Source organism: Bradyrhizobium sp. Ce-3, from assembly GCF_022835695.1.
Taxonomy (GTDB): domain Bacteria; phylum Pseudomonadota; class Alphaproteobacteria; order Rhizobiales; family Xanthobacteraceae; genus Bradyrhizobium.
The window spans coordinates 642,599-660,745 of the sequence record NZ_BQUV01000001.1 but is presented as its reverse complement, the minus strand read 5'-3'; the positions used below and the strand labels follow the sequence as shown (position 1 = coordinate 660,745).

General features: G+C 65.2%; 15 protein-coding genes. 13 read left to right on the top strand and 2 right to left on the bottom strand.

The genetic code is table 11. From position 1 onward, the window contains the following. Positions 1-65 precede the first annotated feature (65 nt). From BRSPCE3_RS03155 to BRSPCE3_RS03115, 9 genes are all read left to right on the top strand, one after another. Complete coding sequence (locus BRSPCE3_RS03155; protein WP_244064206.1) at positions 66-1,466, top strand: amidase; 1,401 nt, start codon at positions 66-68, stop codon at positions 1,464-1,466. 15 nt (positions 1,467-1,481) lie between these two features. Continuing rightward, positions 1,482-2,477 (top strand): acetamidase/formamidase family protein, encoded by a 996-nt coding sequence (locus BRSPCE3_RS03150; RefSeq protein WP_244064205.1) that lies wholly within the window; start codon positions 1,482-1,484, stop codon positions 2,475-2,477. A 77-nt stretch (positions 2,478-2,554) separates the two neighbouring features. Further along, the gene (locus BRSPCE3_RS03145) at positions 2,555-3,751 is read left to right on the top strand and encodes an urea ABC transporter substrate-binding protein (protein ID WP_244064204.1); all 1,197 of its coding nucleotides are present in this window, start codon (positions 2,555-2,557) and stop codon (positions 3,749-3,751) included. A 94-nt stretch (positions 3,752-3,845) separates the two neighbouring features. Continuing rightward, entirely contained in the window at positions 3,846-4,712 is an 867-nt protein-coding gene (locus BRSPCE3_RS03140; RefSeq protein ID WP_018270848.1) for a branched-chain amino acid ABC transporter permease, read from the top strand. Between the two features lie 13 nt (positions 4,713-4,725). After that, positions 4,726-5,799: a branched-chain amino acid ABC transporter permease gene (locus BRSPCE3_RS03135; RefSeq protein WP_244064203.1), complete on the top strand. Its 1,074-nt coding sequence runs from the start codon at positions 4,726-4,728 to the stop codon at positions 5,797-5,799. A 3-nt stretch (positions 5,800-5,802) separates the two neighbouring features. Beyond that, the gene (locus BRSPCE3_RS03130; RefSeq protein WP_244064202.1) at positions 5,803-6,522 is read left to right on the top strand and encodes an ABC transporter ATP-binding protein; all 720 of its coding nucleotides are present in this window, start codon (positions 5,803-5,805) and stop codon (positions 6,520-6,522) included. Further along, positions 6,512-7,222, top strand: coding sequence for an ABC transporter ATP-binding protein (locus BRSPCE3_RS03125; protein ID WP_244064201.1), 711 nt, complete (start codon positions 6,512-6,514; stop codon positions 7,220-7,222). The genes BRSPCE3_RS03130 and BRSPCE3_RS03125 overlap by 11 nt, the downstream gene beginning before the upstream one ends. Positions 7,223-7,283: 61 nt before the next feature. Then, a complete protein-coding gene (locus tag BRSPCE3_RS03120; protein WP_244064200.1) occupies positions 7,284-8,045 on the top strand; it encodes an SDR family NAD(P)-dependent oxidoreductase in 762 nt (253 codons plus the stop codon). Positions 8,046-8,061: 16 nt separating this feature from the next. After that, positions 8,062-9,465 (top strand): amidase, encoded by a 1,404-nt coding sequence (locus BRSPCE3_RS03115; RefSeq protein WP_244064199.1) that lies wholly within the window; start codon positions 8,062-8,064, stop codon positions 9,463-9,465. A gap of 108 nt (positions 9,466-9,573) precedes the next feature. On the opposite strand, the gene BRSPCE3_RS03110 is transcribed toward BRSPCE3_RS03115, so the two are convergent. Beyond that, a complete protein-coding gene (locus BRSPCE3_RS03110; protein ID WP_244064198.1) occupies positions 9,574-11,163 on the bottom strand; it encodes an ABC transporter substrate-binding protein in 1,590 nt (529 codons plus the stop codon). A gap of 11 nt (positions 11,164-11,174) precedes the next feature. Then, on the bottom strand, positions 11,175-12,377 hold the full coding sequence (locus BRSPCE3_RS03105) for a serine hydrolase (RefSeq protein ID WP_244064197.1): 1,203 nt from the start codon (positions 12,375-12,377) through the stop codon (positions 11,175-11,177). A gap of 227 nt (positions 12,378-12,604) precedes the next feature. On the opposite strand from BRSPCE3_RS03105, the gene BRSPCE3_RS03100 reads away from it, so the two are divergent. The 4 genes from BRSPCE3_RS03100 (at position 12,605) to BRSPCE3_RS03085 (ending at position 18,146) form a co-directional block, all read left to right on the top strand. Next, complete coding sequence (locus BRSPCE3_RS03100) at positions 12,605-13,279, top strand: LuxR C-terminal-related transcriptional regulator (RefSeq protein ID WP_244064196.1); 675 nt, start codon at positions 12,605-12,607, stop codon at positions 13,277-13,279. Between the two features lie 358 nt (positions 13,280-13,637). Continuing rightward, a complete protein-coding gene (locus BRSPCE3_RS03095; RefSeq protein ID WP_244064195.1) occupies positions 13,638-15,215 on the top strand; it encodes a gamma-glutamyltransferase family protein in 1,578 nt (525 codons plus the stop codon). 175 nt (positions 15,216-15,390) lie between these two features. After that, positions 15,391-17,058, top strand: coding sequence for an amidohydrolase (locus BRSPCE3_RS03090; protein ID WP_244064194.1), 1,668 nt, complete (start codon positions 15,391-15,393; stop codon positions 17,056-17,058). A gap of 5 nt (positions 17,059-17,063) precedes the next feature. Continuing rightward, positions 17,064-18,146, top strand: a complete 1,083-nt coding sequence (locus BRSPCE3_RS03085) for a GTP-binding protein (RefSeq protein WP_244064193.1) — start codon at positions 17,064-17,066, stop codon at positions 18,144-18,146. Position 18,147: the final 1 nt, after the last annotated feature.

Below are 18,147 nucleotides of genomic sequence, written 5' to 3'. Positions count from 1 at the left end.
AGGCGCATGCGCGGTGATGGGCAGTGCCTGCGCTTGCGTCGTGCCAAGTGCGGGGATGAGAAACGATGCCGACGACGGAACTTCACTATCTCGGACTGATCGAGATCGGGCAGCAAATCCAGTCCAGGAAACTCTCGCCGGTCGAGGTGACCAGGACGATGCTCGGACGGATTGAGCAGCTCGACGGCAAGCTCAAGAGCTACGCCTATGTGAAGGGTGATGCGGCGCTCGCCGAAGCCGCGGCAGCCGAGAAGGAGATCGCCTCCGGCAAGATCAAGGGTCCGCTGCACGGCGTGCCGATCGCCGTCAAGGATCTGTGCTGGGCCAAGGGTGCGCCGGCCGCGCACGGCATGACCATTCATCGCGAGTTCCGTCCTGATGAGGACGCCACCGTGGTCGCTCGGCTGAAGGATGCCGGCGCGATCATTCTCGGCAAGCTGCAGCAGACCGAGGGCGCCTATGCCGATCATCACCCGAAGATCGATCCGCCGAAGAATCCATGGAATGCCGATCTGTGGTCGGGGGCGTCATCGAGCGGTTCGGGCGTCGCGACCGCCGCGGGGCTGTGCTTCGGATCGCTTGGAACCGATACCGGCGGCTCGATCCGGTTTCCCTCGGCGGCCAACGGCATCACCGGGCTGAAACCGACCTGGGGCCGCGTCAGCCGTTACGGCGCGTTCGAACTCGCGGCGACGCTGGACCATATCGGGCCGATGGCGCGCAGCGCGGCCGATTGCGGCGCAATCCTCGCCGTGATCGCGGGCCAGGATCCCAAGGACACCACGTCCGTGCCGCTGGCGGTGCCGGACTATCTTGCGGGCCTGACTGGAGATTTGCGCGGCCTGACGATCGGGGTCGATCGGCGCTGGACCAGCGAGGGCACCGACGAGGCTGCCGGCAAGGTGCTCAGCGAAGGCCTGCGGGTTGCCGCCGACCTCGGCGCGAAGATCAAGGACATCACGTTCCCCGATCCGAAGGCGGTGATCGAGGACTGGTTCCCGCTGTGCGGCATCGAGGTGGCGGTTGCGCACGAGGCGACCTATCCCGCGCGCAAGGACGAGTACGGCCCGGCGCTCGCCGGCCTGCTCGATCTCGGCCGGGCGCAATCCGGCATGGACTATCAGAAGATCGTGTTGCGGCGCGAAGCGTTTCGTGGCGCCGTGCGGCTGCTGTTCGAGACGGTCGATCTGATCGCGGTTCCAGCGCAGGCGTTCGCCGCGCCGACCTTGGCCAGGATGGCCGCACTCGGTGAGGACCCGTCGCTGATCACCGGGCTACTGCGCTTTACCTGTCCGTTCGACATGACCGGCAGCCCGACCGTGACGCTTCCCGGCGGCTTCGCCCCGAACGGCGGTCCGGTCGCCTTCCAGTTCGTCGGCCGGCATTTCGACGAAGCAAGCCTGGTTCGCGCGGGCGATGCCTTCCAGCGCGTCACCGACTGGCACAAGCGCCATCCCGCGATCTGAGTAGGAGCCGTTCGCATGTCCGAAGATTGGTTGAAGAGTTCCATCATGGCCCGGCGGGCCGTTGCCAAGGGCGCGACCGGCACGACCCATAGTCTGACGATCGAGCAGCAGGGCGGCTTCCATTACGTCTATGGGCCCTATGCCAAGCCGACGCTCTCGATCGACCCGGGCGGGGTGGTCGTGGTCGAGACCGAAGATGCGTTCGGCGGCGTGCTGACAAGCGAAAGCGACAGCCCGACCGCGAAGCTGAACTTTCCTTTCCTGAACCCGCAGTGCGGGCCGATCGCGGTCAAGGGCGCCAAGAAGGGCGATTGCCTCGCGGTCCATATCCGCGATGTCGAGACTCGCGGCGCGCAGCCGGCCGGCACCACCTGCATCATCCCGGAATTCGGCGGCCTGGTCGGGACCGCATCGACGGCACTGCTCAATCCGCCGCTGCCGGAGCGCGTCAAGAAGCTGCATGTCGACCGCAACGGCGTGCGCTGGAACGACAAGATCACGCTGCCCTACGAGCCGTTCATCGGCACCATCGGCGTGTCGCCCGAGATCGAAGCGATCTCCTCGCTGCAGCCCGACTATCACGGCGGCAACATGGACCTGCCGGATGTCGCCCCCGGCGCGATCATCTATTTTCCGGTGCACACCGAAGGCGGGCTGCTCTATGTCGGGGACTGCCACGCCACGCAGGGTGATGGCGAACTTTCCGGCGTCGCGCTGGAGCAACGCGCGACCGTGACGCTGCAGATCGACCTGATCAAGAACTGGAGCTTCGCCTGGCCGCGACTCGAGACCCGCGACTTCATCATGACGATCGGCAGTGCCCGCCCGCTCGAAGACGCGGCGCGGATCGCCTATCGCGAGCTGGTGCGGTGGATGAGCGCCGATTACGGCTTCGACGAGATCGACGCCTACATGCTGCTCAGCCAGGCCGGCCGCATGCGGCTCGGCAACATGGTCGATCCCAAATACACGATGGGGGCGTCGATCCTGAAGAATTACCTCAAGGCGTGACTGCAAAACATCCTTCAACGACAGAGGACATCGCGATGTATTCGGGGCGACTAGTCGGAATGGCTTTGCTAGGTGCAATGCTCGGGACCGCAGCAATTGGCGCTGCTCAGGCGGCGGAGCCGCCGCTGAAGGTCGGCCTGCTGGAGGACGTCTCCGGCGACCTCGCCTTCATGGGCATGCCCAAGCTGCACGGCTCGCAGCTCGCGGTCGAGGAGATCAACAAGAGCGGCGGCATTCTCGGACGGCAGATCGAGCTGATCCACCTCGACCCGCAGGGTGACAATGCCCGTTACCAGGAGTTCGGCCGGCGGCTGCTCAACCGCGACAAGGTCGATGTACTGATCGGCGGCATTACTTCCGCCTCGCGCGAGGCATTGCGCCCGATCGTCGATCGCACCACCACGCCGTATTTCTATACGAACCAGTATGAGGGCGGCGTCTGCGACGCCAGCATGATCAGCATGGGCGCGGTGCCGGAACAGCAGTTCTCGACCCTGATCCCCTGGATGGTCCAGAAATTCGGCAAGAAGGTTTACGTCATCGCCGCCGACTACAATTTCGGCCAGATCTCCGCGGAGTGGAACCGCAAGATCATGAAGGACCTCGGCGGCGAGGTCGTTGGCGAGGAGTTCATCCCGCTCGGCGTGTCGCAGTTCGCGCAGACGATCCAGAATATCCAGAAGGCGAAGCCGGACTGGCTGCTGACGATCAATGTCGGCGCCGCGCAGGACTCGTTCTTCGAGCAGGCGGCCGCGGCCAACCTCAATCTGCCGATGGGGTCCTCGATCAAGATCATGCTTGGTTTCGAGCACAAGCGGTTCAAGCCGCCGGCGCTCAACAACATGCATGCGACCGCGAACTGGTTCGAGGAGATCGATACGCCCGAAGCCAACGACTTCAAGAAGCGCTGGCACGCCAAGTTCCCGGACGAGCTCTACATCAACGACATGGGCTATAATGCCTATAACGCGCTCTACATGTACAAGGCGTTGGTCGAAAAGGCGAAGTCGACCAAGCTCGAGGACATGCGCAAGGTGATCGCGACCGGCGATGCCTGCATCGATGCCCCCGAGGGCAAGGTCTGCATCGATCCGAAGAGCCAGCACACCTCGCACCGCATGCGCCTGATCTCGGTCGGGCCCAAGCATGAGGTGACCGTTGAGAAGGACTACGGCACGATCCAGCCCTACTGGCTCGGCGAGATCGGCTGCGACCTCACCAAGAAGAACGACAAGGATCAGTACACCCCGAGTCATCTTCCCAGCAAATCGTGATGTGCGCGGGCACGATTCTTGCTCGTGTTTTGTATCTCGAACTTGAAGCGAACCGGCGCCGCAATGATGCGGCGCCGTGATCACGGAGAGCGGAATGTCGGCTGAACTCTTCTCGGTATTCTATCAGTTCGCCGACGTCTTCGCGTTCCTGATCCTGTCCGCGGCCGGCCTTGCCATCGTGTTCGGCATGATGGGCGTCATCAACATGGCGCATGGCGAATTCATCATGTGCGGGGCCTACGTGACCGTGGGTCTTGTGAATCTCGGCGTGCCGCTGCCGATCGCCCAGATTCTCGCGGCGCTGACCGCGGGGATCATCGGTATGATCGTCGAGTACCTCGTCGTGCGGCGCTTCTACAAGCGTCCGCTCGATTCACTGCTTGCCACCTGGGGTCTCAGCCTGATCGTGACGCAGTCGATGCTGCTGATCGTCGGCTCCGCGGTGCGCGGCATCGGTACGCCGGAAGGCAGCTTTGCGATCGGCGGATACACGTTCTCTACCTACCGCCTCGTGCTGTTCGGTTGCGCGGTCGCGGTGCTGGCCGGGCTCTACATCATCTTCATGAAGACGCGCTTCGGCGTGATCGCGCGGGCGACGATGCAGAACGCGGCCATGGCGAAGGCGCTGGGCGCGCGCACCGGGCGGATCTATTCCATCAGCTTCGGGATCGGCACGGCGCTTGCGGGACTCTGCGGCGCGCTCTACGCGCCGACCATGACGTTGATCCCGACCATGGGCGCGACCTTCGTGGTCGAGAGCTTCGTCACCGTGGTGATCGGCGGCGCCAATGTGCTGCTCGGAACTGCGCCGGCCGCGGTGTTCCTGGCGATGATCAGGATGGCACTGAATGCGAGCTACGGGCAGATCATCGGCCAGATCGGCATGCTGTTTGCAGTCATTCTGATCATACGTGTGCTGCCTGAAGGACTATCCAGCGTATTGGTTCGTCGTGGGCGCTAGGCGGGAATTTCTGATGTTCAAGCTGCTCGACGGTCCACAGACGCTCGGACGCGGAAAGATTTTCTGGTCCTGCTTCCTTGCCGTGCTGGCATGCGCGCTGATCTATCCGATATTTGCCGATTCCTATGACGTCGGCAATTTCGCCTACTTCCTGATCTGGATCTTCATGGCGCTCGGGCTCTGCCTGATGTGGGGCTATGGCGGCATGCTGTCGTTCGGCCAGACCTTCTTCTTCGGCATCGCCGGTTACGGCTATGGCGTGCTGGCCATCAATATGGGCGGCGGAACGGCGACCATCGCGGCACTGGTGCTCTCGGTCGTCATCGCGATGATCGCAGCGGGAGTCCTCGGCTACTTCATGATCTGGGGTGGCATCAGCGGAATCTTCTTCGGAATCGTGACTCTGTCGGCGACGCTGGTGCTGGCCTTCTTCCTGGGACAGACCGCCGGACCGGAATGGCATATCGGCCCGGCGCGGCTGAACGGCTTCAACGGCATGAAGGGGATGGACCCGCTCACCGTCGGCAGCTTCGATATCGAGGGCTCGGCGCTCTATTACGTCATGATTGCGCTGATCGTGATCGTCTACATCGCGCTGCGGATGCTGGTGAACTCGAGCGTCGGCAATGTGATCGTGGCGACGCGGGAAAACCCGCAACGCGCCGAGATGCTCGGCTACGACGTCCGCAAGTATCAGCTGTTGACCTTTGTGATCGGCAGCGGCCTCGCAGGCCTCTCTGGCGCGCTCTACACGTCCTGGGGGCAGTTCATCACGCCGTCCAGCATCGGGCTTCCGGCGGCGGCGATGCCGATCGTGTGGGTCGCGTTTTCGGGACGCAACGACCTGACTGCGACCCTGGTCGGATCGTTCCTGCTGCTGTTCGGCTTCCAGACCATCACGGTGTACAGCCAGCAGGCCGCGCTGGTGCTGATGGGCGTGCTCTTGCTGGCCACCGTGATGCTGGCGCCGCAGGGCTTTGTGCTCGGCATCGGTAAGCTCGCCGTCGACTGGTGGACCCGGCGCCGTCGGCGCGACGAAACTCCCGCGCTGGCCGATGCCGGCCGTCTGCAATCGGATGAGACCTGAGCCATGGCGCTGGTTGATGTAAAAGGTGTCTCGAAGCGCTTCGGCGGATTGACCGCCGTCTCCGATGTCGACCTGACGGTCAACGCCGGTGAGGTCCATTGCCTGATCGGGCCCAATGGGGCCGGCAAGAGCACGCTGTTCAAGCTGATCGTCGGCCTCTATCCGCCGACTACCGGCAGCATCTTCTTCGACTCCATCGATATCACCGCCGAGCGGCCCTACGCACGGGTGCAGCGCGGCATGAGCATCAAGATGCAGGCGCCAAGCGTGTTCAAGGAACTGCCGGTACGGCAGAACGTCCAGGTCGCGCTGCAGGAGCGTCTGTCGGGCGCGGAATGCCGCATTGAAGAGGAGCGGCTGCTGGCGCTGCTCAATCTGGCCGATGACGGCGGCAAGCTCGCCGGTGCGCTGTCGCACGGCCAGCAGCAATGGCTGGAGATCGGCATGGCGCTGGCCTTGCAGCCGCAACTATTGCTGCTGGACGAGCCGACCGCGGGCATGTCGCCGGAAGAGACCTACAAGACCGGCGAGCTGATCAAGTCGTTCAACGCCGAGGGCATGACGGTCTTGGTCGTCGAGCACGACATGGCGTTCGTCCGTCAGGTCGCCCAGCGCGTCACCGTTCTGCATCTTGGCAAGATCTTCGCGCGCGGCAATCTGGAAGCCATCCTTGAAGACGAGAAGGTCGCCGAAATCTATCTGGGCAAGACCCATGCCCACTGATCGCATTCTGGATGTGTCGGGACTCTGGGCAGGTTACGGCGCGACGCCGATCCTGCAGGGCGTCAGCATGCAGGTCGCGCGCGGCGAGATCGTCGGCGTGATCGGCCGCAACGGCGTCGGCAAGTCGACCCTGATGCGCTGCCTGATCGGCCTGCTGCAAGGCTGGCGCGGCACCATCACCTTCATGGATCAGGATGTCACGCAGCTCGAGGCCGATGCGCGGGCGCGCGCCGGCTTCGGCTACATCCCGCAGGGCCGCGACGTGTTTCCGCAGATGAGCGTCGAGGAGAATTTGCAGGTCGGCGAGCTGATCGGCGGGCCGGAGGGAAAGAAGCTGCCGCAACTCGTCTACGAGTATTTCCCGCGCCTGAGGGAGCGGCGGCGGCAGATCGCCGGCACCATGTCGGGCGGCGAGCAGCAGCAGCTTGCGATCGGCCGGGCGCTGATCGGCAACCCGGCGCTGATGATCCTCGATGAGCCGTCCGAAGGCATCCAGCCGTCGATCGTGCAGCACATTTGCGAGGCGCTGAAATCGTTCCGCACCGAACTTGGTACGACGATCGTGTTCGTCGAGCAGAACCTCGACACCATCCTGGAGATCGCGCAGCGCTGCTACATCATGGAGAAGGGCAAGATCACCCGGTCGCTGGCCGGCGAGGAGGTCAATGCCGACAACGTCCGCGCGCAGCTGTTGCTTTGACCGGCCCGCCGCGCCGCGAGGAATTGCGTTCGACAATCGATAATAAACGGAGGGAATCAAGATGGATCTGGGACTCAAGGGAGCGAAAGTTCTCGTCACCGGCAGCACCAAGGGGATCGGCAGGGCGATCGCCGACACCTTCGCGGCCGAGGGCGCCAATGTCGGCATCTGCGCGCGCAACCAGGCCGATGTCGACGCTGCGGTCACCGCGATCAAGGCCAAGGGCGTCGCGGCGTTCGGCAGCGCGGTCGACGTCTCGAACGGGCCGGCGCTGAAGGCCTGGGTCGCCGACATGGCTGGAAAGCTCGGCGGCATCGATGTCGTGGTCGCCAATGTCAGCGCGCTCTCGATCGGGCAGGACGAGGAGAGCTGGGAGAAGGAATTCTCCACCGACATGATGGGCACCGTGCGCCTCGTCAACGCGGCGATGCCCTATCTCGAGAAGAGCGCAGCGGCGGCAATCGTGACCATCTCCAGCGTGTCGGGGCGCGAGGTCGATTTCGCCAGCGGTCCCTACGGGACGTTCAAGGCCGCGATCATCCATTACACGCAGGGCCTCGCCTACCAGCTTGCGGCCAAAGGCATCCGCGCCAATTCGGTGTCGCCGGGCAACACCTATTTCGAAGGCGGCGTCTGGAACATGATCAAGGACGGCAATCCCGAACTGTACAAGACCGCGCTGGCGCTCAACCCGACCGGCCGCATGGGCACGCCGCAGGAGATGGCCAATGCCGCCGTGTTCCTTGCCAGCAAGGCGGCGAGCTTCATCACGGGGACCAACCTCGTCGTCGACGGCGCGTTGACGCGCGGCGTCCAGTTCTAGCCGGGGCCGCAGCGACATGTCAGCCGATCCATTGCACTACAAGTCGATCGCCGAGATCTCCGGGCTGATTCGCCGCGGCGAGGCGAAGTCCTCGGAGATCACGGAGGCGATCCTGGGTAGGATCGCCAAACTGGACGGACAGTTTCATGGCTATGCGCACGTCCTTGCCGAGCGCGCCATGGCGCAGGCGAAGCAGCACGACGCCGAGATCGCCAAGGGCATCTGGCGTGGCCCGCTGCATGGCGTTCCGATCGGGCTGAAGGATCTCTGCTACACGACGTTCGCGCCGACCGCGGGCGGCACCACGATCCACGCCAAATTCGTGCCGTCCTTCAACGCCACGATCGTGGATCGGCTCGAAGTCGCCGGCGCGGTGACGCTCGGCAAGCTCAAGATGACGGAAGGTGCCTATACCAGCCACCATCCGTCCGTTCAGGCGCCGCTCAATCCGTGGAATGTGGATTATTGGGTCGGCTCGTCGTCGAGCGGATCGGGTGTCGCGACCTCGGCAGGCCTCTGCTACGGCTCGATCGGCAGCGACACCGGCGGCTCGATCAGGTTTCCGTCGGCGACCTGCGGCTTGACCGGCATCAAGCCGACCTGGGGCCGCGTCAGCCGGCACGGCGTCTTTCCATTGGCGGACTCGCTCGATCATGTCGGGCCGATGTGCCGCAGCGCCGTCGATGCCGGGGCGATGCTCGGCGTCATCGCGGGCGCCGATGTCAACGACCCGACCGCGCTGCGGGCGCCGGTGCCGAACTATCTGGCCGGGGCAGGCGATGGCATCCGTGGCTTAAGGATCGGCGTCGATCGCCGGTACACCCAGGAGGGAATCGATCGGCAGGTCGTGACTGCCTTGGTGCAGGCCGAGCGCACGCTGGCCGATCTCGGCGCCGAGATCCGCGAGATGCATTTCCCGTCCTATCAGAAGCTCGTCAGCCAGTGGATTGCGATGTGCTCGGTGGAGACGGCGGAGGCGCACCTGGACACCTACCCGTCGCGCAAGTCGGAATATGGACCGGACCTCGCGCAGCTGATCGAGCAGGGCAGGGCGACCAGCGGCGTCGATATCGCCGCGATCCATCACGAGCGCCTGAAGTTCAGCGGCAGCCTCGCCGCGATGTTCGAGGATATCGATCTATTGCTGATCCCGACCATGCCGGTGCCGATCCCGACGCTGACGAAGATGAGTGAGTATGGCGCCGACCCCGGCGTCCTCCTGAGCATTCTGCGCTTCACGGCGGTATTCGACTTCTCGGGCAGTCCGACCATCACGCTGCCGATGGGCATGGCCTCGGATCAGATGCCGCTCAGCATGCAGCTGGTCGGGCCGCATCTCGCCGAGGACGTGCTGGTCCGTGCCGGCGCCGCGTTCCAGTCGGTAACCGACTGGCACACGCGGCGGCCGCCGATCGAATAGCGCATGATCCGGAAAAGTGCGAAGCGGTTTTCTTAAAAGATCATGCTTGGACAACAAGCCAAAGCGCGATGACGATTCAACCGAATTTCATCGCGCTTTAGCGCATCTTCAGCCGGTCTTGTCGATGTTCCAGAACAGCGGCACCGGTGCGCGGACGATGTCTTTCAGCGCCTTTCGCGTCGCGGCCGGCTGGTTGTACTGCCCGGTCGGGACGTGGGTGACCACCTCATAGGCGCGCGCTTGGATATTGTCGGCCAGCGCCTTCTGGTCCGGCGGCGCCGCGGCGCGCGCAAAGCCGTCGCGCAGCCGCTCGAGCTCGGCATCCTCGACCCAGCCGAAGAAGCCGCCGTTCTTGCCCTTGCCGTTGACGCAGGCATTGCCGATCGGGTTGACGAGGTCGGCACTGGCCCAGGTCGAGTGGTAGAGCGACCAGCCGCCCTCGGCCGGCATCGACTGCTTGGCACGTCGCGCCACCACCGAGCCCCAGTCCATCGCGAGCAAATTGACGTTCATGCCGATGCCGCGCAGCGCTTCGGCGGTGACGGTGCCGAGCGCAGTGATGATCGGGGCGTCGGTCGCGTGCAGGATCGTGATCGGCTCGCCCTTGTAGCCACCCTGCTTGAGCAGCTCCTTGGCTTTCGCGGTGTCCGCGTTGGTCGACCAGCCGACACTGCTTTCGAACGGCGTGCCGGCGATGAAGATCGCGGGCGTGATCTTGTAATAGTCGGGGTTGCCGATCTGGGTGTCGAGCCAGTCCTTCTGGTTGACGGCATGCAGCACCGCCTGGCGGATCTCGGGCCGGTCGAACGGCGGCACCAGCCAGTTCATCCGGCACATGCCGGAGAAACCGAGCGTGTTGTAGTCGGTCAGCTCGACATTCGACGCGCGCGCGAGCAACGGATGATGATCGTGCGGCGGCACTTCGAAATAGTCGATCTCGTCATTCAGCAGCGCGTTGGTCGCGATCTGGAAGTCGGGCACGCTGATCCATTCGTAGCGGCCGATCTTCACGACCTTGCCGCCGCCGGTGCCGTCGGACGGTTCGTCGCGCGACACGTAGTCCGGATTCCTCTCGTAGGCGGCCTTGACGCCGGGCTGGAATTCCGAGGTCACGAAACGAAACGGCCCGGAGCCGACATGATCGGTGATGGCCTGGTCGGCGGGCGTCGCGGCAATCCGCGCCGGCACGATGAAGGGCACGTTGGCGGTCGGCTTGCCGAGCGCCGCCAGCACGAAGCCGCACGGCTCCCTCAGCACCATGCGGAAGGTCCGTTCGTCGACCGCCTTCAACTCGGCGACGAATTCGAACAGTTTCTGGCCCATCGTGTCGCGCCTGGCCCAGCGCTGCAGCGAGGGGATTACGTCGGCCGACGTCACCCCGCTGCCGTCGTGGAATTTGAGGCCGGGCCGCAGGCGGAAAGTGTAGGTCAGGCTGTCGGCGGAGGCCTCCCAGGCCTCGACCATCTGCGGCTTGATCTCGAATTTCGAGTTGGTCGAGAACAGCGTGTCGTAGATCATGTAGCCGTGGTTGCGCGCGGTCCAAGCCGTCGTCATGATCGGGTCGGTGGCGCGCAGCGGCGCGTGCATCACCGCGGTGATCGTCTTCGTGCTGGCCCGCGCAATCCGCGGCATCGCGACGCCGAGGCTCGCGCCTGCGCCGAGTTGCAGCAGACGGCGGCGGTTGATCGATGATTGCATGATGTTCCCCGTCAGGCCTTGCCGGCAAGTCTGGCCGCGATCGCGCGATAGCCGCGCATCCACATGTGGTCGAGATCGAGGTCCATCGGCAGCGGCTGCGAGGAGACGCGCGCGATCACGGTCTCATTGGCCGGATCGATGTAGACCCACTGGCCGTGAATGCCGACCGCGGCAAACGGCGCTTCGTGGCGGTCGAGCGTGTACCACTTGTTCCGGTAATTGCCGTTCGGAAACACTTTGGTCAGGTCGCCGCGCGACCAGGCCTCGGCGTTGCCGTTCTGCCTGATGTCGTCGACCCACCAGGTGGGCACGACCTGCCGTCCGTTGCTGATGCCGTGGTTGCGCATCATCTCGCCGAACCGGGCAAGATCGCGCAGTGTCGCGCAGATGCCGCCGGCAACGCGCGCCGCGCCGCGCGAATCGACGGTGATGTAGGCGTCGTGCTCGGCGCCCATCGGCTGCCACAGATAGTGCGAGAGGATCTTTGCGTAGGACGTGCGGCAGGCGCGCTCATAGACCCAGCCGAGCACGTCGGTGTTGGTCGAGACATAGTGGAAGGTCTCGCCATGCGGCGCGCCGTTTGGCCGCAGCGTGCGCAGATAGTCGCGCAGATTGCTCGGCGGAATGGCTGGATCCGGCAGTTCCCAGCCGGTCGAACGCCGGTAGTTCATGACGTCGCCGTCGCGCGCCATGTAGTCCTCGTCGAAGCGAATGCCGACGCTCATGTCGAGCAGATGCCGCACCGTGCAGCTGCCGCCATAGACCGATCCTTCCATCTCCGGGATGTAGCGTGTCACCGGCGCGTCGGGATCGAGCTTGCCATGATCGGCCAGGATGCCGCCGAGCGTTCCGGCGACCGACTTGCTGACGGAGAAGATCAGGTGCGGCGTATCCGGCGTCAGGCCGTGGGCATACCACTCGAACGCGATCTGTCCGCGATGCGACACCACGATGCCGTCGGTGTGGCTGGCGCGCAGGGCCGCGCCGACACCCACCGTCTCGCCGCGCGGGTCGGCGAAGCTGACGTCGTCGAGGTGGCGCGGCGCAAAGCACAGCGGCGCCGGCGTCGAGGCCCGTGCGATGTTCGCGGTGGGCAACAATTCGCGGACGTTGCGGAACGCCCACTCGCTGAAGGGATGCTGACGCCAGTTGGCGAGCGTGACCTGATCGTCGGCCGCCGATGGGAAGGCGGCCATGATGCGACGTGAATTCATTCTTGATCCAGCAATGATGTCGGAAGACCTGTGAAAAGTTCCGCATGCGCCGCGTTGCTCGCAATCAACCGGATGGTGGAGGGGGCCACCGGGTTACTTCGGCGTAACCGTTTCCGGATGTGCGCTTGGCCCGCAATTTGCTTGACTATGCCCTGCGGCTGCCCCAGCGTGACGACCATGCGACGCGCAGACGTTCGCCATTCGGGAAACACATCGGGAGGTAGGTCATGATCGCGCTTTTGGGCCGACCGGATCCGGCGACCACGCAGGCCATTCAATTCGCGCGCGGGATTCTAGAGGGCTCGGCGACGGCGTTCTACGAGGTCGACGGCAATCTGACCCTCAACCGTTTTGTGCTGAGCAGCAACGTGCCGCCAAGTTTCCACGACCAGTATCTCGCCGGCATGAACCGGCTCGATCCGTTGCATCCGCGCTCCGCGAGCAACCGGCCGATTGCCCGGCTGAGCGTGGCGCTCAATCAATGCGCGACCCAGGAGGCCGCGACCTACCGCGCCTTCGCCGGCCAATGCGGCGTCGCCGACATGATCGAGTTCTTCTTCCGACGCAACGACCGAATCGTCGCCGGAATGAGCGTGCTCTGGGCGCCCGGCTGCGCGATCCCCGACGGCAGCATGCACATTGCCGAGAAGATCCACGACTATCTCGAGTTCAACCTGACCAGCCGCCTGTCGTCGAATGCCGACGAACCGGCGCGCTACGGGCTGACCTCGCGCGAGATGGAAGTGGTCGAGCTATTGTGCTGCGGCCGCACCAACCGCGAGATCGGCGAGTGCCTGAATATCGGCCTGGCAACCGTGAAGACGCACCTGATCCATATCTTCGAGAAGCTCGGCGTCGAGACCCGCTCCGCCGTCGTGGCACTGATGTCGCGGCCGCATTAGGGCCCGGCTCTTTCCTGCCGTCGTCCCGGCGAAGGCTGCGACCCATACTCCGCGGCGGATGTCGTCGGTGGGACTCGTCGTCCAGCGTCGCGCAACAATTGCTTTCGGTGGCAATGGGTCGCGGCCTTCGCCGGGACGACACCGAGTTTGCTGCACGGCCTGTGGGTCAAGCATCCGCGCTCTCGCGACGTGACCCATCCGAGCCTTGCTGTCCGTTTCCCTCTCCTCGCGTCCGCCCGATCCACCGTTAGGTGGATTGCCGCTTACCGCGCCGCCGACCGAGAATCCCGCACAGACCGGTGTCGTATCCGACAATGTTGGCGAGCGGCTGCCGCTCACGAACATCAGAGGATCCGACATGCGTGATTTCATGGCCATCGGCCGCTCGGTGGCGGTTGCCGAGCGCGGCATGGCCGCAACCTCGCATCCGCAGGCGACGCTTGCCGCGGTCGAGATGCTGAAGGCCGGCGGCAATGCCGTCGATGCCGCGGTGGCGGCGGTCGCGGTGCAGGGCGTGGTCGAGCCGCAGATGACCGGGATCGGCGGTGACTGCTTTGCGCTGGTTTCGCCGAAGGGCGGCGAGCCGATCGCGCTGAACGGCTCGGGCCGCACACCGGCCGGCACCGACGTGGAGAAGTTTGCAGGAAGCGGCGCGCGCGACATTCCGCCGACCGCGCCCGAGGCGGTGACCGTACCCGGCGCGATCGACGCGTGGTGCAGACTGGTCGCCGATCATGGCAGCAAGGCGCTGGAGGAGATCTTTCGGCCGGCGATCGCGGCCGCCGAGCTGGGCTTTTGCGTGACGCCGCGCGTCGCGGAGGACTGGCGCCGCTTCCGGGCCCGGATCGAGATCGACGGCAATGCGGCGGCGCAGTTCCTTCCCGGCGGCAAGGCACCTGAGGTCGGCGACATCCGCACGCAGCCCGCGCTGGGGCGGACCCTGCGCCGGATCGCGCAGCATGGGCGCGACGCGTTCTACGCGGGCGAGGCCGCCGACGAGATGGTGCGCATCTTGCGTGGGCTCGGCGGCGCCCACGGCATCGAGGATTTTGCAGTCCAGACCTCGGATTACGTGCAACCGATCTCGGCGCGCTACCACGATCACGACGTGGTCGAATGTCCGCCGAACGGGCAGGGCCTGGCCGCGCTGATGATCCTGCGCACGCTCGCCGGCTTCGATGTCGCGGATCTCGCGCAGGCCGATCGCATCCATCTGCTGGCCGAAGCGACCAAGGCCGCTTACCGCGCACGCGACGCCTTCTTCTGCGATCCGTCGACCGGCAAGGTCGATCCGGCCGCATTCCTTGCCGAAGATTACATCGGGCGGATCCGCGGCAAGATCGACATGAACCGCGCGTCCGCGCCTGCGGCGTGGAAGGATATTGAGCACCGCGACACCGTCTATGTCACGGTGGTCGACCGCGACCTCAATGCCGTCTCGCTGATCAACTCGCTGTTCTATCCGTTCGGCAGCGGCATCTATGCGCCGAAGTCGGGCGTCCTCTTGCATAACCGCGGCTGGAGCTTTCGCGCCAGGCCCGGACACCCCAATTCGCTCGGGCCGCGCAAGCGCCCGATGCACACCATCATTCCTGGCCTGCTGCGCAAGGACGGCAAGACCGTGATGTCGTTCGGGGTGATGGGCGGGCACTACCAGGCTGCCGGCCATGCCAATCTGCTGTCGAATATCTTCGACCTGAAGTTGGATATCCAGGCCGCGGCCGAGGCGCCGCGCTCCTTCGCGTTCGACGGCGCGCTGTCGCTGGAGACGACGATATCACCTGGCATCCGCGACGAGCTGCGCGCCCGCGGCCACGATGCACGGTTCTCGGAGGAGCCGATCGGCGGCTGCCAGGCGATCCGCATCGACCACGCGCGCGGCGTGCTGTTCGGCGCCTCCGACCATCGCAAGGACGGTCTGGCGCTGGGATTCTAAGGGATCCGCCGCCCGCATTGCAGCAGGCGGCGGAGCATCCACCGGACGGTGGATTGTTCCAGATGCCGACATGTCGAACGTTTGGCAGATCATGCCGGCGCCATGCGCGGTTTCGCTGCTGTGCACCGCGAAAGGCTGACCGCTGCAGGCTTTCCCAATCGAGAAGTTGATCCGTATGACCAGGACATTCGCCGACACGGTCTTCCGCAACGGCCGGATCTACACGTCGAACCGCAACCAGCCCTGGGCGACATGCGTGGCCGTGAGGGCCGGCCGGTTCATCGCGGTAGGCGAGGAGCGCGACGTCGCGCCGCTGGCCGGCGAGGGGACCGCGACCGTTGATCTCGGCGGACGGATGGCGATGCCTGGGATCATCGACATCCACAATCACATCATGATGGGTGGGCAAGCCGATCTCTACGAGCTGCGCTTCTCCAACGCCGACAGCATTCCAAGGATCGCCGAGACCCTGCACAAGGCGGCGTCGGCGGCGGCGCCGGGCGCCTGGATCGTCGGCGGGCAGTTCGGCAACAATCTGCTGAACGAGATGAACACCGTGGAGTCCTGTGCGCTGCTGGATGCAGCCTGCCTCGGGCATCCGGTCGTGCTGCGCGACGACACCTATCACAATCGGTGGGCGAGCTCGGCGGCGTTGCGGCTCGCCGGCGTGCAGGCCAACACTCCCGATCCGACCGATGGCGAGATCGGCCGCGACCTCAAGACCGGGACGCTGACCGGGATCATGATCGAGGCCGCCTCGGGCCTGGTCGAACGCGCGCTGGCGGCCTCCGGTCACTACACGGCCGAGATGGACCGCGCGGCGGTGGCGCGCTCGATCTCGGTGCTCAATGCCTACGGCGTCACCGCCTTCATCGACGCCGCCAGCATGCAGCCGATCATGGCGGCGCTGAAGGGGCTCGACGACCGCGGCGAGCTCACGGCTTGGGCGGTGTGCGCCATGCCTGTGGTCGAGCCGGGCTTCATGTTCGGCAAGGCGGGCGAAGAGCTGTTTGCGCTGCGCGAGGAGTACCGCGGCGCCCATGTGAAGCCGGACTACGTGAAAGTGTTCCTCGACGGCGTGCCGGGCGCCAAGACCGCGGCGTTCCATGAGCCTTACGTGGCCGATCCCGTGCGCGGCTGCTGCTTCCGCGGCGCCACCATGCTGACCGTGCCCGACCTGATCCGCTGGCTCGGGCGCTGCGAGAAGCTCGGGCTTGCCGCCAAGATTCATTGCGCCGGCGATGCCGCGGTGACGCAGGCGCTCGACGCCATCGACGTCGTGCGCAGCTTCAACGGGCCGACCCATCTGGTGCATCAGATCGCGCATGCGAGCTACATCGCGCCCGACGACATCAAGCGCTTCGCCGAGCTCGGCGTCGCCGCCGATCTGTCGCCGATCATCTGGTATCCGACCGTCTTCCTCGAGGCGCACAAGGCCGCGATGGGCGAGGAGCGCGCGCAGCGGTTCTGGCCGAACAAGGATTTGAAGGAGGCCGGCGCGCTGATGGCCGGCGGCTCGGACTGGCCGGTGATTCCGATCCCCGATCCCTGGCAGGGCATCGAAGGCATGGTGACAAGGCAAAATCCCACCGGAGATTTTCCCGGCAAGTCGCTGTGGGCCGAGCAGGCGCTCGACCTCGCCACCGTGATCGACATCTACACCGTCGATGCCGCGCGCGCGGCCGGGCTCGGCCAGTCGATCGGCTCGATCGAGGTCGGCAAGTCGGCCGATTTGATCGTGCTCGACCAGATGATCTTCGACATCCCTCCGGACCAATTGGCCGACACGCGGGTCGAGATGACCTTCTTCGAGGGCCGCAAGGTCTACCAGCGGGGCGCATGATGGCGATGGCGGATCAGATCCCGGTCACGGTGCTGACCGGCTTCCTCGGCAGCGGCAAAACCACGGTGCTGAACCATCTGCTGCGCCGGCCGCAGCTCAACGGCGTCGTTGCCATCATCAATGAGTTCGGCGAGGTGGCGCTGGATCATCTGCTGGTCGAGAGCAGCGAGGATCGTCTCGCGCTGCTCGACAATGGCTGCATCTGCTGCTCGGTGCGTGAAGATCTGATCGAGACGCTGGCGGACCTGGCGTCACGTCGGGCTGCCGGCACCATCCCGCCGTTCCACCGCGTGCTGGTGGAGACCACCGGGCTCGCCGATCCGGTGCCGGTGCTGCACACGCTGATGACCGCGCCCGATGTGGTCGGCCGTTACCGGATCGACGGCGTGGTTGCGACCGTCGATGCGGTCAATGGAGCGCACACGCTCGAGACGCACGGCGAGGCCGTCAGGCAGATCGCGGTCGCCGACCGGCTGCTCGTCACCAAAACCGACCTTGCCGCCGAGGAGGCGCTGGCGCGGTTCGACGCGCGGCTCGCAGCGATCAACCCGGTCGCGACGCGGGCTCACGTGCGGAACGGGATGGTCGATCCGGCCAAGGTTCTCGATGCCGGGCTGTTCGACCCCGCAGCCCGTTCCGCCGATGTCGTGCGCTGGTTCGATCTGGCAGCGCAGGCGGCGAACGCGCCGCATCATCACGCCGAGCACGATTGCGACGGCGCAGATTGCGGTCATCACAGCCATCATGCGCACGACGCCGGCGTATCCTCCTACAGCCTGATCATCGACGAGCCGATCCAGCGCGAGGCATTTGCGCGCTGGCTCGACTATGTCGCTGCGCTCAAGGGCGAGGACCTGCTGCGCTTCAAGGCCATCGTGCACGTCGCCGAGCAGCCGGATGCGCCCATGGTGGTGCATGGCGTGCAGCACGTGTTCCATCCGCCGATCACGCTTGCCGGCTGGCCGTCGGCGGACCGGCACTCGCGGATGGTCTTCATCGTGCGCGGCATTCCGCGCCAGATCATCGAAAACACCTTGTGCAAATTTGCCGCGGTGAGCCGTGAGGCGATCCAGCGATCGGCGGCGTGAA